At 45.9% G+C, this 14,269-nt stretch carries 9 protein-coding genes; 3 read left to right on the top strand and 6 right to left on the bottom strand.

Features of this window, described 5'->3' with window-relative positions:
- Positions 1-24 precede the first annotated feature (24 nt).
- Positions 25-1,866 (top strand): methyl-accepting chemotaxis protein, encoded by a 1,842-nt coding sequence (locus tag HBHAL_RS20470; RefSeq protein WP_014644682.1) that lies wholly within the window; start codon positions 25-27, stop codon positions 1,864-1,866.
- A gap of 177 nt (positions 1,867-2,043) precedes the next feature.
- Here the strand turns inward: HBHAL_RS20470 and HBHAL_RS21605 are convergent, their stop codons facing one another.
- From HBHAL_RS21605 to HBHAL_RS16755, 6 genes are all read right to left on the bottom strand, one after another.
- Positions 2,044-2,187 (bottom strand): hypothetical protein, encoded by a 144-nt coding sequence (locus tag HBHAL_RS21605; protein ID WP_014644681.1) that lies wholly within the window; start codon positions 2,185-2,187, stop codon positions 2,044-2,046.
- 322 nt (positions 2,188-2,509) lie between these two features.
- Positions 2,510-3,565, bottom strand: coding sequence for a polysaccharide pyruvyl transferase CsaB (gene csaB, locus HBHAL_RS16775; RefSeq protein WP_014644680.1), 1,056 nt, complete (start codon positions 3,563-3,565; stop codon positions 2,510-2,512).
- Positions 3,566-4,199: 634 nt separating this feature from the next.
- Positions 4,200-5,780, bottom strand: a complete 1,581-nt coding sequence (locus HBHAL_RS16770) for a DUF5693 family protein (RefSeq protein ID WP_014644679.1) — start codon at positions 5,778-5,780, stop codon at positions 4,200-4,202.
- A gap of 16 nt (positions 5,781-5,796) precedes the next feature.
- Entirely contained in the window at positions 5,797-7,356 is a 1,560-nt protein-coding gene (locus HBHAL_RS16765; protein WP_014644678.1) for a putative polysaccharide biosynthesis protein, read from the bottom strand.
- The gene (locus HBHAL_RS16760) at positions 7,353-8,084 is read right to left on the bottom strand and encodes a WecB/TagA/CpsF family glycosyltransferase (protein WP_014644677.1); all 732 of its coding nucleotides are present in this window, start codon (positions 8,082-8,084) and stop codon (positions 7,353-7,355) included. The genes HBHAL_RS16765 and HBHAL_RS16760 overlap by 4 nt, the downstream gene beginning before the upstream one ends.
- A gap of 101 nt (positions 8,085-8,185) precedes the next feature.
- Entirely contained in the window at positions 8,186-10,099 is a 1,914-nt protein-coding gene (locus HBHAL_RS16755) for an S-layer homology domain-containing protein (RefSeq protein WP_014644676.1), read from the bottom strand.
- A gap of 383 nt (positions 10,100-10,482) precedes the next feature.
- On the opposite strand from HBHAL_RS16755, the gene HBHAL_RS20465 reads away from it, so the two are divergent.
- Both HBHAL_RS20465 and HBHAL_RS16745 read left to right on the top strand, forming a co-directional pair.
- Complete coding sequence (locus tag HBHAL_RS20465) at positions 10,483-12,282, top strand: N-acetylmuramoyl-L-alanine amidase (protein WP_014644675.1); 1,800 nt, start codon at positions 10,483-10,485, stop codon at positions 12,280-12,282.
- A gap of 78 nt (positions 12,283-12,360) precedes the next feature.
- Positions 12,361-14,019 carry a S8 family peptidase gene (locus HBHAL_RS16745; protein WP_041601435.1) on the top strand — a complete coding sequence of 553 codons (1,659 nt, stop codon included), beginning with the start codon at positions 12,361-12,363 and terminating at the stop codon, positions 14,017-14,019.
- Positions 14,020-14,269: the final 250 nt, after the last annotated feature.

Raw genomic sequence — 14,269 nt, 5'->3', positions numbered from 1 at the left:
AAACGTACATAGGGGGAAAATGAGATGAAGAAATTTAAGTACAAAATGCTGTTGGCCTTTGGAGTTGTCCTGTTCCTGGCTTTTACAGGAATGGGATCTTACAATCTGTACACAAACTACCAGCATAATCAGCAGCAAGTTGAGAGTTACGAGACGAATTTATTAGAAGCTTTCGATTTACGGATTAAAAATGAAGTGAATACGGCTATGTCTTTGCTTCAATCCGCCTACAGCCAGTATAAACTGGGAGAAATGTCAGAGCCGGAAGCCAAGGAATTAGGCAGGAAGCTCGTGAAGGAGCTTCGCTACGGGAGTGATGGCTATTTCTGGATTGACGGTATTGATGGAGAGCTGATCGCGCACCCGATGTTACCGGAGAAGGAAGGTAGCAACCGTATCGACATTCAGGATCCGGAAGGCACCTATTTGGTTCAGAATATTGTTTCGGCTGCTACAGAGGGCGAGAGTGGCGGCTATTCAGAGTACATGTGGGAGAAGCCGGGAGAAGAGGGTCTGGTGGCTAAGCGTGCCTATTCTGAGTTATTTGAGCCATGGGACTATATTGTCAGTACCGGCAATTATACAGATGAGATTGATGCCCTAACCGCTCAAAAAGCAGACGAGTATAATCAGAAAATGGTGCGTGACATGCTGGTCGGCGGGGGCATTGTGGCTGTCCTGCTTCTCCTTTCCGCGATACTTGCCCTTCTGTTCAGCAATCGCATCTCGAGGAAGTTAACGGAAATGACGGCGCATGTGAATCAGGTAGCTAATAAAAATCTTGAAGTAGAGGATTTATCGACTCGCAGTCGGGATGAATTTGGCGAGCTCAGCCACGCCATTAATCAAATGACGATGAACCTGCGCCTTATGATCGGTAATGTCTCAGATGCTTCCAAAGACTTGTCCCAGCAGAGCGAAGAGCTTACGCATTCGGCTGATGATGTTCAGCAGGGGACCAACCAGATTGTGCACACCATGGAGGAATTATCAGCAGGTGTAGAGTCCCAGGCTGATTATACGACGAGTCTGGCTGAATCAACGGATAAATTGGTCCAGCGCATTCAGCATGCCCAGGAAATGGGAGACTCCGTCTATACTCATTCCACACAGGCGATGCAAATGTCGCAGGAAGGACGGACAATGATGAAGCAATCCGTCGAGCAGATGCACGCAATCGATGAGATTGTGAAAAGCTCCGTTACGAAGGTAAAAGGACTGGATGCCCAAACGAAGGAAATCACTAAAATAGGCAGCGTGATTAAAGATATTGCTGACCAGACCAATCTGTTGTCCTTGAATGCGGCCATTGAAGCAGCAAGAGCAGGGGAAAGCGGAAAAGGATTTGCCGTAGTGGCCGAAGAAGTAAGGAAGCTCGCTGACCAGGTCGCTCATTCTGTCGTGGATATTAACCAGATTGTTGCAAACATTCAAGAAGAGTCTACGTACGTATCCGATTCTTTGACAACGGGATATGAAGAAGTGAATAAAGGTACACAGCAGATTAATGCAACGGAGGAGAGGTTTGAAAGTATTCATACGTCGGTATCCGGAATGGTGGACCAGATTCAGCAGATCTCTGCCAATCTTACCGAAATTACAGAGGAAAGCAGCGAAATGAATCAGTCCATCGCCGGCATCGCCGCTTTATCGGAAGAATCAGCTGCCGGGGTGCAGCAGGTTACAGCCTCCGCTCAGCAGTCCAACAGTGCGATGGAGGAAATAACTTCAAGCACGAAGAAGCTTTCGCAGCTCTCCGAAGATTTGAACAGTCAGGTGAATGAGTTCCATTGGACGGAAGACGCCGAAACAGAACAAAAGGAAGAGCCCGACGATGAGCATCCTCCGATTGATAAGGCTGGGTAAAACGTTCAGGATATAACACCTGGAAGATTTTAAAGAACTACAAGATGAAACCGCAGGCAGGTTCGAGTATTTGATGAAAAAAATCGAGCCTTCCTGCGGCTTTTTAATGATGGAAGCTCAACCACAAAAAAAATCACCCCGTTCTACTATCGTAGGGAGTGGAGTTCAAAGCTATATCTATTCTGCCTCATTATTAATTTCTTCCGCATGTTTTTCAGCTATCCAGTAAAGGAGCTCACGTTCCTCAGGCTTTAGCTGTCGATCGAGTTTCTGTTCAAATTCTTGAACAAGCTGGGTGTAGATCTGTTGATGCTGACTCATTTGCTAAAACTCCTCTCGAACTTGTTGAATCTGGATGGTGCATAAAGTAAATTTGATATTTTTGTAATATAATAGAACTGTGTGCGTTGAATATATCACAGTCTGCAATCCGGCTCAATCCATTTAGTGACAAATTATGACTTTTTTAAAAAAAGCTGGACTGGAAGATCACCCGGTTTAGTACAATTGTGGAAATCCAGCTTCTACTAAAAGTACTGTCAATGCGGGATATGGAAAATGAAACGAACAGGTGAATAAAATAGTGTTTATCTTAAAAAAAGCGGTTCAGAAGAAGATGATTGCTTCTCCTGAACCGCTTGTATTATTTTTGGAGCACCTGCAGGGCCTGTTTCGTTGTAGAAAGAGCCTCATCGTGCAATCTTGCTGTAGTGGCAGCAATCTTTTTCCCAATTCTTCTCCTTTGATCCAGCAATCGTTTCGCTTCCTTAAATAAAAGATGTCCGTCCCAATTTTCCGCTGTCACGTGCCATCCATTATCCAGCTCATACATACCAGCGAAGGAATCAATTTTCGGATCATACGAGAGCGGGAGGAACGGCGTATGACTTACGGCTGCAAATATAAGCGCATGCAGACGCATACCGATCAGAAGCTCTGATTCTGCGATCCGCTCGAGCTTTTCCTCTATGGAGTCATCCCCCGGGGCGACGACGGCCGGTTCGGTCATTTGCAGTTCTACGAGTTTTGCAAAGCGTTCATCCTCCTGACCGTGCATCGGTACAAATAGAATGGAGAAACCTTGCTGGGCCAGCTGGTCACAGGCAAAAGCAAGCTTTGGAATATAGGATTCGGAACCATCCCATGATCGAACACTGACGGCGATCTGGTGCTTCTTCTGTACAGACGGGGCTTCATAGCCAAAGACTGCATCGGGTACGACAAAGCACTCCTGCTGCACCCCAAGTGATTCGAGACGCGGTTTAGAGTCCTGGTCGCGAACGGTAAGTCCGTCAACACGATTCAGAGTGTACCTGGTCAGTCTCTTTCCAACCAGCTGGTTAAACGGTCCCATTCCCTGGGCATAGATGAATACGGGTTTGCCGAGCCACTTTGCCATATTGATAATCGTAGTATAGTAGACGATCGACTTTGGACCGGTAGCATCCTGCAGCAGACTGCCGCCACCTGATATCAGCCCATCACTTGCTTGCAGTACGCGACGAATGTCAAGGAAATTCCAGCGGCTGACGGTTTCTACTCCATAGGTGGTAGTGGTATGGATCAGATCATCCGAAAGAACCGTAATGCGAATATCAGGTTGGAGGGTGCGAAGCTGTTTAATCATGGAGGAGAGAATAGCTTCATCTCCTGTATTGTGAAAACCGAAATAACCGGATAACACGACGTGCATCATCATCACTTCCTTTTCTTTTTTTATGAAAAATTTCTATATTAATAGTAAAGATAAGCTCCCGTTTGTTGAAGACTCCGTTTCGGGATAGTTGGGGTCCGTTACAATATGTGGAGAAGGGCTGGTTGGGAAATAACTCGCTTTCCTATGGGGGAACGGTGAGCTTCCTCGCTCGTTTCACTCCCTGCGGGATCTCACCTAGTCCCTTCTCCCATGGGAGTCTCGCCATTTCCCCACCACCCCATCGATATACGGCGAACGGACCCTTCTATAGGAGACAGGAGACAAGATGAATCTGCCACAAATGCTTCTATAACAGGGTTCCTACATGTAAACAAACATTAAAACTCAAGGTGGATTATAGATGATCCTTGTTCATTGTAAAGTGTTTATTCAGAGATTTTCGATCGCTCCATGATCGCAAAGGGGCGGAAGGGAACGGCGAAGACTCCTGCGGGATGAACATGATCGGTGAGATCCCGCAGGGCTGTTAAGCCCGAGGAAGCTCAGCACATGCCCGCGGAAAGCGAGCCGTTCCCTGGAGCCCCTTTCTCCGCCCCATATCTCGAAACCGTGTCCTACAGTAACCGGATCTATAGCTTAGTAATCTATCAATGAAAATACCCCGCATTGTTTTCAGCTACTTTTTAAAAATCAGCTTATAGATTCCAATCGCGAGCAGGCCGATTAGATAGCCGAACACGATGCTGTAGCTTGTCCGGAGCAGGGAAATGTGAAGCGGAATGTGCAGGTGGGAGAAGGTGTTAACGATTGACATAAACCCGATCACACCAGGTACAAGCAGCATTTTCCCTATGCGCTTAAATCGTGGGAGAACGGCCAGAGCTAACAGGTAAGCCGGAAAGCCCAGAAGAAATTCCTTCGATCGCGGTCGCGCGTAAAGCCACTCTTCAAGCTTCGTCCGGAACCACAACTCAACCTCACTCACAGCCTGGCTATTCCCACTTCGCAGCACATAATACACCGCCGCAGCCCCAACGAGCGCAATAAGGATGACGTGCCAGCCCTTCAGAGACTGCTTCACTTCTTTAAAAGTCAGCCCCCACAGAGCATAAACCCCAAAGAAAAGCAGAGGAACGACGTAAAGCAATTTGACTCCCCGGAACAGGGCAATTCCTGTTAAGAACACCGTCCCATTAAGCAAAGCAATGATGATCACGATTCCGGCCAGGCTGATCCCCAGTGCTTTCATATAGGAAAAGGTTATATCCTTGATGCGGGTACTGCCACGGGATGTTGCTTTGACCGCATAAATCGGAGTGACCAGTCCCACTCCCAGGGCGAATCCCTGCAGGAATAAGAGAGAATCCGTCATCAGGTAAGCAATCATAAGCCCAACTGATGCGAAGGCGGCAAGCCATCCGAATAAGCGGTACTGGAAAATGGAGACGAGCGCCTGATAAATAAATAGAATCCCGGCAAGAAACGCTGCGAGCTTCGCCCATAGCGGTGGCGAGAAGTCTTTCCACCCGTCTGCTTCATTTAACTCAAAGGCAGACGGCATGGCCACTGTTATTTTTTCTAAGTAAGTGACCGTATGACTCAGCGGATCGGCTTCCATAGAAGACAGCAGGATCGAGCGCTGATTGCGTTCTTTTACGGCGCGCAGGGTGCGGTCCACTTTTTCTTCTACGGTCTGGTGGCCGTGCAATAGATCCAGGTCATGCATCCGAACCACGTTGTAGTTTAGATCATCGGTAAATTCCTTGAATCCTTCAAGCCGTTGAAACTCTGTAAAATATACACCTTCTGCTCCTTCTGCAAGAATGCCGGCTAATTCGTCCATAGCGGCTGCATCAGGGTAGCCGGGAGCCTTATCCCCGCTGATATGTATATAATCTGATTCATCCTCATAATAGTGAACCGCCGTCTCCAGCTGATTTTTCCAATTCTTCGTGTTGTCGGCTGCTACTGAAATAATTACATCCAGTTCTGCGCCTTTAATTTCAGAAACGGCTTCTTCCGGCAGGGAGGCTTCCTTCATATCTACAAGCACGGAGGTGAGACCAGCTGCCTGCAGCTGCTGAAGCACAGAGGGAAGAGAATCAACCGGTTCTGCCATTTCTTTTATATGCTTATAAGGAAGGACGAGCTCGTAGTCATCCTGTGCCCTTTCGATAGAGGAGCGCTCATATAAACTGGGAATCGTTGCTGTGAGTAAAAGAATAAGGATGATCCAAAGGACACGCGGTTTGTTCATGGGTGGGCCTCCTTTATTAACTGAAATATTTTCCGAACATCGGCATGCGCTTCAGGGTCTCACGATCGATGGCTTTCAGAACATACAGGCACCCGATATACGCGATACCGCCGCCCACAATGGCAAGAATGGAGTAAGTAAAGGCTTCCCATCTTCCCCAGTCGGCTATAGAGTAATACAGAGCCGGCAAGCCGACCAGGATCCCCATCACAAGAGACGAGCCGATGATTTTCAAGTCGCTCTTGGACACGATCGTAAAGGAGATGTACCGGACAATAAAAAAGCTGTTCACGATGGCCAGGAGCACGTAGACAATCAGGGTAGAGAGACCGGCGCCTTCAAGACCCAGCCACTCAACGAGCCACAGGTTGAGAAAGACTTTACTGATTACTCCGGCGATAATAATAATCGCCGCTTTTCGAGCAAAATCAAGACCCTGCAGGATACCGGTACCAACAATCGTAAGCGAGGTGAAGACAGAGCTTACGCCGAGAATCGCGATGACGAAGCTGCCCTCCGCATTCGTGAACAGGGCGACGTTTAACGGAATAGCGAGAGCGGCAAGTCCCATCGCTGCCGGCCACGAAATTAAGTTCGTAAGCCGGTGGGTCACTTCAATGGTGGAACGCATATCGGTTCGGTCGCCTTCCTTTTTCTTCGACGTCAGTAACGGGACGAGCGGAAGGATAATAGATGTTGCAAATACAGTGGCAATTTGCACGAGAGACAGGCCGCGCCCATAAATTCCGTACAGGTACGTAATAGAAGGGGAGGCCTCTCCGTGGTGACGGTCCAGACTGAACGGAATCGTAAACGAATCGACAAAATTAAGCAAAGCCATTGTCACGGTCCCAATAGCGATGGGAATAGAAATCCGGAGAATGGTGCGGCTCCACGTTTTGAAATCACGAAACGAATAGGATGTGCTTTTTTGAATCCGTTGCGGTGATCTCACATAAGTGAAGCGTAAGTAGATGAACGACGCGATCACCCCGAACAGGGATCCCGCCATAATGCCTCCAGCAATCCATTCATTTGAGAAGGGCAGGTGAGTCAATACGTAGGCGATAAGCAATACAAGCGCTGCACGGAAAAACTGTTCGAGCACCTGCGAAATAGCGGTTGGATTCATATGATCGAAGCCCTGGAAATAGCCGCGGTAAACAGCCATGTACGGAGCGATTAACAGTCCGGTCGCTACAAGCAGCAGGGCTGGTTCAGTTTCCGGTCCCCCGAGTAATTGACTGATCGGGGAAGAGAATACAGCGATCAGGGTAAAGCTGACCAAACCAAATAAAAGACCGAGAATACTTGCGGTCACGTAAATGCGTCGAATATGTAAATGGTTTTCTTCCGTACGGGCTTCTGCGATCAATTTGGAGATGGCAAGGGGAATCCCGGCGACGGATAAAATGAGCGTGACCATATAAACGGGATAGACCAGGGTGAAGATTCCAAGTACTTCGTCCCCGGCAATATTTTGGAGTGGAATACGGAATAAGCTGCCCAGTATTTTAGAGAACAGGGCAGCCAGAGTTAAGATGAAGGTGCTTTTTAAAAAGGTTGAGTGACTCATAAGGAACGCTTCACTTTTTGACGAATCACGTGGTATGAAAACCGGGGAAGAGCAAGCATTCTTTTCCAGCGTGTCGGCTGCTGCAGAAGTCGGTAAAACCATTCGAGGTTTTTGTTCTGCCAGCTGAGCGGTGCTCGTTTCACTTTACCAGCGATGACGTCAAAGCTGCCGCCAACACATAGAAAGACACCTTTATTGAACTGGTCAATATGCTCTGCGATCCAGTTCTCCTGCTTAGGAGCCCCTAGAGCGACAAAGACGAGATCTGGTGAAGATTGCATTATTTCCTCGGAAATAGTGTTATGCTGCCAGTCGAAATATCCATCATGAGAGCCTACGACTTGTATGTGAGGATAGAACTGCTGGATATGTTTCTTCACTTCCTCCAGGGTATCCCTTTGGGCTCCCAGCAGATAAATCCGGTAATGGTTCAAGTCGGCTAACTTTAACATCTCGATCATAACATCATACCCGGTTACTCGTTCAGGAAGGGTCTGGCCTAAGAGACGGGAGGCTTTGACGATACCAATCCCGTCTGCGGTTATGTATGTAGCACGGTGAAGACTCTTCATATAAGCTTCTTCTTGATTCGCGCGCATGACAATTTCGGGATTCGCGGTTATGACGAAAGATTTTTCGTGTTTTTGTATATGCTGATTCAGCTGTTCGACAAGTGTCGAATGGTTCGTTATTGAGAATGGAACACCCAAAATGTTAACGTGCTTCATGGTATGATGAGACTCCTTTAATTTACACATTCCTGCCTTCTTAATATAACATAAAAAAGGAGCAACCATATAGCGGTTGCTCCTTTGTAATAGGAATGAAATTACTTACTCAGCGGTAATTTTCTGAGACTATTTCCATAGGCGGAGTAGCCATGACTGTAAACAAACGCATTCTCATAGGTATTGGATTCGATAGATTTCGGCGAAATTTGATACCACGTACCCAGACCGTCTGTTTCGCTCAAAATTTGTACCGTCTCGCTTGCTTTTGGAAGCGTGTAAAGCTTTTCTGCTCCTGTATCGGCTTCGGCTCGCACATTCACATAAGACGTGACGGTTTCAGCCAGGTCATTAGCTGCGTTTTCTTTAGGCGTTCCGTACTTGCTGCTTAAATAGGTATCTGCCCGGTACATATGGCCGGCAATTTTCTGACCCCAATAGACATCAGAAGCGTAATACACGTTCATCCCTGAGCTCTTATTCCCGAGATGAGCGCCTCTTGCTTTCCACGAACTGGAGTCAAAGTAGCCTGGTACGATGAATTCAGAAGCCGCAGCCAGTATTCCTTTTTCATAATTCTCATATGTCCACGCGTCTTGGTAAGGATTGCCGTCATTGGCCCCAATTCCGAAGAGGTTGTTTTTATCGCGGGCAATTTTACTTTTGCCCCAGTTACTTTCGTGAATCGCATGTGCCAGCAGGTAAAGAGCATTCGTGCCGTGCAGTTCTTCTGCTTTTTTGAAAGCATCCCCAGTTCCGATTAATGGACTGTCCGGCACTTCAGAAGCGATGAATTCATCGAGCTGCTCTCCTGTATACGAGGTGTTGGTATAGAGAGGCATGCGGTTGAAGTATTGATGAGCTTCGCCTGCTTGGCTGCCATCTTCAGAATAGAAGGTGCTGCCGTTAAAGCTGTAATACTTTTCGCCTGTCTTCATGAAGGACGGAGCTGCCCCGTATTTGTAAGCAGCCGAACCTTCCGTAAGAGAGTTATAGATTCGGTGGTACAAATCTCCATTTTTCTCGTAGTAATAGGAACGGTCTTTCACCATATGCTGCGGCGTCAGGTTAATCTTACCGGCCTCCACATAGGCTGTTGTATCCGCAAGCTTAATCTTCAAGGTATCTTCATTAATCTCCAATAATTCCACTTCAACACCTGAAGTCATATATGTAAGCGAACGACTTAAATCACTAGAATCATAGAGAACGGTGTACGCATTGGATACCGCGCTTCCTTCATTCATCCACACAATATTATTTCCTTTCAGAACCACTTGATCATCATCAGCTTGGCTGACGGCTTCTTCATAGGTTTCATAATCATCCTGAACGACCGGATCCTGATTGAGAGACAAGCTGACGACTTTATAATCCAGCTCTTTCGGAGGGTCCAATACGTTCATTAACCGGTTAATAACAGCTGCCGTTTCTCCACGTGACGTTTCGTCTTTTGGAGCAAAGAACAGGGAGCCGTCTGCATGCTGTTTTCCACTGATAATTTCCAGGTACGTTAATCTTTCCACTGATTCGACCGCGTAATTTGAAATCTCTTCATTATCGGCAAAAGCTAAAGGTTTCCGTTCTGATACGACGTTTTTCGCCTTGGCCGCATTAATCATCATCATCGCCATGTCTTGTCTCGTGATGACCTTGTTCGGTTGGAAGTCTCCACCCGGATAACCATTGACCAGCCCGTTATTATAGGCGATCATGATCGACTCGAAATACCAGTCATCAGGTTCCACATCTGTGAAATATTCCTCTGGTAATTCTCCATCACCCATCTGTAGGTCTAATGCCCCGTTAAGGAACACGGTGAACTCTGCTCTCGTGACCGATTTGCTAGGTCTATAGGTACCGTCATCATATCCACTCATGATCCCGGCTTCAATCAGAGCACGCAGATCATCTTCGAATGGTGTTCCTGTAATATCATCTTCCGCGAAAGCTGTCGAGACCACTGAGGTTAAAGCTAAAAATACGACAAAAATCGACATGATTACCTTCTTCATTCATCACCCTCCTAAATTCATTCTTTCTTAATCTATCAGAATAAATTGGAAATGAATAGGTTAAAAAGAAAGTTTTAGAAATTATGGAAAGGTTAAAAAGGCTTAGAATCAGGGTTTCTTACCACATGTAAATTTATATTAAACTTTTTTAAGCAACTTTTTCAATAAATAAGACTAATTTACTATAAACATTATCTGACAGGTTTCGATATTAGTATAGACGTGCCAGCAACAATCAATCCAATTTTTGACATAGCAATCACTCAAACCGTTCGAACATCGAAAAAGGAGGAAATGCTACATCCGATAAATGTTAGCCATAGTCTCTCTGTCCCTCTCTCACAATGGTTTACTAAATTATTTTAAGAAGGAGCTTGTTGAATATGATGAGAAAAGTCTGTAGTCTGCTGTTTGCCATGATCGTGATGACATTCGCTACCATTCAATCCACAGATAAGGTGTATGCTGCCTTATCGGATATCCCGGACAAATATGCCAGTGAGATCAATTACTTAATCGAGCAGGAAATTATTTTCGGTTACCCGGATGATACATTTAAACCGAAAAATGCGGTTACCCGTCAGGAAGCCGCTACGATGATTGGAAGGTCCCTGGATTTAGAGAACAATCGCCAAAATACTAAATTTCCAGATGTGACAGAGGAACATTATGCTTCCGGATACATAGCTTCAGCTGCTGAGGAAGGGATTATCAGTGGATATGCTGACGGAACATTTCATCCCAATGAAAAAGTAACACGCGCACAAATGGCCACGTTGCTTGCCCGAGCGTTTGATTTAGACGAGACAAGCAGCCACTCGTTCACAGACGTAGCAAAGAGTGCCTGGTACTACACACCGATTAATAAAGTAGCCACAGCAGAGATTACCGTTGGGTATCCAGATGGTACATTCAAGCCAAGTAAAGATATTACAAGAGAAGAATTCTCTGTCTTAATGGCGCGTGCCATGGACGGGAATGTTGACTCGGTAAGCCAGGACCCAGAGCCTCAGCCAGAGCCGGACCGTACGGAAACGGTTATCGGTGAGAAAATGGTAACGACGGATAGCTTAAATGTACGTAAAGGACCGGGAACCAGCTATGATGTAGTTGGAAAGTTCTCAGATGGCCAGGAAGTAAAAGTCCATGAAGAAGATGGAAGCTGGAGGTACGTTTCTGGCAATGGCGTCGAAGGGTATGTACATAGTGCTTACTTAGCGGATATTCCTAAACCAGTTATTGCTGAAAAAATTGTCACGACGGATAACTTAAATGTAAGAAAAGGACCAGGAATCAGCTACGATGTCGTCGGAAAATACTCCGATAATCAGGAAGTTGACGTTCATGAAGTGGATGGAGACTGGAGATTGGTTTCCGCAAATGGCGTGGAAGGATATGTACACAGCGCTTACTTAGCCGACATTCCAAAGCCTGTTATTGCTGAAAAAATTGTAACTGCCGATTCCTTAAATGTACGTAAAGGGCCAGGAACCAGCTACGACGTGGTTGGTCAGTTTACTACCGGAGAAGCGGTTGATGTTCATAAAGAAGAAGGAAGCTGGAGATTGGTTTCCTCAGGAAGCGTGGAAGGATATGTCCACGAAGCTTATTTAACGGACAAACCAAGTGTGAATCGTACCGTGGCCATTGATCCTGGACACGGCGGAAAAGATCCAGGTGCTGTAGCTAACGGATTGGTAGAGAAAGAAGTCGTTTTAGATGTTTCTCTTAAAGTTCGTGAGTATTTAAGAGACTCAGGAATCAACGTAGTCATGACCCGCTCAAGCGACTGGTATCCAACACTGGATGGCCGAGTAAACATCGCAAATAGAAATAATGCGGATTCTTTCGTCAGTGTTCACGCGAATGCCTTCTTAAGTAGTGCGAATGGAGTAGAAACTTTCTACTATGCTAAGGGAATGACTGATCGCGAGTATAAGAGCTACAAACTTGCCGGTTATATTAATGAGCGTCTGCACAAATCTATGGACATGACCGACCGTGGAATTAAAAATGCCGGCTATCGAGTAATCAAAGCTACTAATCTTCCAGCGGTGCTCACAGAAATTGGCTTTTTAACAAATGATGACGATGCTGCTAAATTAAAAACACAAAAATATCGTGATGAGGCAGCTAAAGCTATTGCAATGGGGATCATAGACTATTACAATTGGAGAGAATAATAATGTAAGAGCGACCATTTTTTGGTTCGCTCTTTCAATTATTTGTCAGCAGTGAGCACTTTGGAGGAGGAAGATCTATTGAAAAAGTTAATGGTTGTCATGGTGTTACTGGTTTCAGGGGCTTTGGGTACGCCTTCTGCTTCTCTGGCAGCTTCTGATCAAGGTTCAGAAGGGGAGAAAACGGAGCGTGTGGTAATTCAGTATAATGAAGAAATTAATGTAAATATACTGAAGGATATCCCGCACACCATTCATTATCGCTATGAATCTCTTGATTCTGTAGCGGTAACGATACCAGGCAATAAGATTTCTGAGTTGAAGGGTGAAACTGCAGTCAAATCAATTGAAGAAGACGGCCAAGTTCAGGTTAGTTTCCAGGAAACTTCCTGGGGAACCGATTCAGTAGAAATGAACAAATCAAGATCCATGGGGCTGTCGGGTGAGGGAGTTAAAATTGCTATCCTGGATACCGGGATTGCAAGTAAACACCCCGATTTGAATGTAGCTAAAGGTATCAGCTTTGTGCAAGGTACCGAGGGTTATGAAGATGATAATGGTCACGGAACACACGTTGCAGGAATCATAGCCGCCCAGGATAACGAAATTGGCACCATAGGCATCGCTCCTGATGCAGAGATTTACGCGGTGAAAGTGCTCGATGAAGAAGGAAACGGATTGAATTCAGAAGTGGTGGCCGGTATTGATTGGGCCATTGATCAAGGTGTAGACATTATTAATCTAAGTCTCACATCCTGTAAACCTTCTGATCTCACAAAAAATGCAATCAAAAAAGCTAGAAATGCTGGAGTCCAGGTGGTAGCCGCCGCAGGCAATAAAGATGTATGCGTATCTGAAAATATCGATGATATTCTTTATCCGGCCCGCTTTCCAGAAGTAGTTAGTGTAGGCGCTGTTACCAAGAAGCTGAATGGTTCGGATTACACGTATAGTGGACCATCCCTCGACTTCACAGCTCCTGGCGCAAGAATTGAAAGTACTTATATTACAAATGATGATTTCCCTACCGGCTATGCAACCATGAGTGGATCTTCAATGGCTGCGCCGCATGTAACAGGAATCCTTGCTTTATATGAGCAGCTGTTTCCTGAAATGTCAGACTCTGAACGAAAAGAGCTGCTGATCTCCAACTCACTGGATAAAGGTGACGGAGGCAAAGATAATACTTACGGATACGGGGTTGCGCAAGCGCCAACCACACCTTTTAAAGATTTTAACAGAAGCTACTGGTACAGCAGTGCCGTTGAAAATCTTTCCCAAGGAAACTTAATCAGTGGTTATGACGATGGTATGTTTAAAGCGAAACAATCTATTACGCGAGAAGAAGCGGCCACTATGGTAGGTCGTGCTTTGCAACTGAACGGAGAAGAAAGAGCAACGGATTTCCCTGATGTAAGTCCAAGTTCATTCGGTTCCGGTTATATTTCGGCCGGTACATCTTCTGGTTTCATTTCTGGTTATACAGATGGAACCTTCCGTCCGAATCAGGCGATCAACCGCGGGGATGTAGCGATGATTATTGATCGTGCGTTTAAGATTGAAGGATCTTCTTCTGAAAGATTCAGTGATGTGAATGAAGATGCTTACTATTATGAAAGTGTTCATGATTTGAAGGCAGCTGGATTCATTTCCGGATATCCAGATGGAACGTTCCTTCCTTCAAGTGAGATTACACGTGCTGAGTTTTCTCTGATTCTTTCAAATGTATTGAATCAATAGTTTGCTAGATTACGAGTGTATAAAGTAGAAAACCCTGAAGCCTTCCTAATAGGTTTCAGGGTTTTTTGCTGTGTTAAAGATAAGCTCCCGATACTGGAAGACTCAGTTTCGAGACAATTGGGTCCTTTACGTTAAATGGAGGAGGGCTGGTGGGGAAATAACTCGCTTTCCTATGGGGGAACGGTGAGCTTCCTCGCTCGTTTCACTCCCTGCGGGATCTCACCTAGTTCCTTCTCCCACGGGAGTCTCG

The organism is Halobacillus halophilus DSM 2266, from assembly GCF_000284515.1.
Taxonomy (GTDB): Bacteria; Bacillota; Bacilli; order Bacillales; family Halobacillaceae; genus Halobacillus; species Halobacillus halophilus.
Note: the sequence above shows the minus strand (reverse complement) of the source record. Positions and strands in the feature narration are given on the sequence as shown.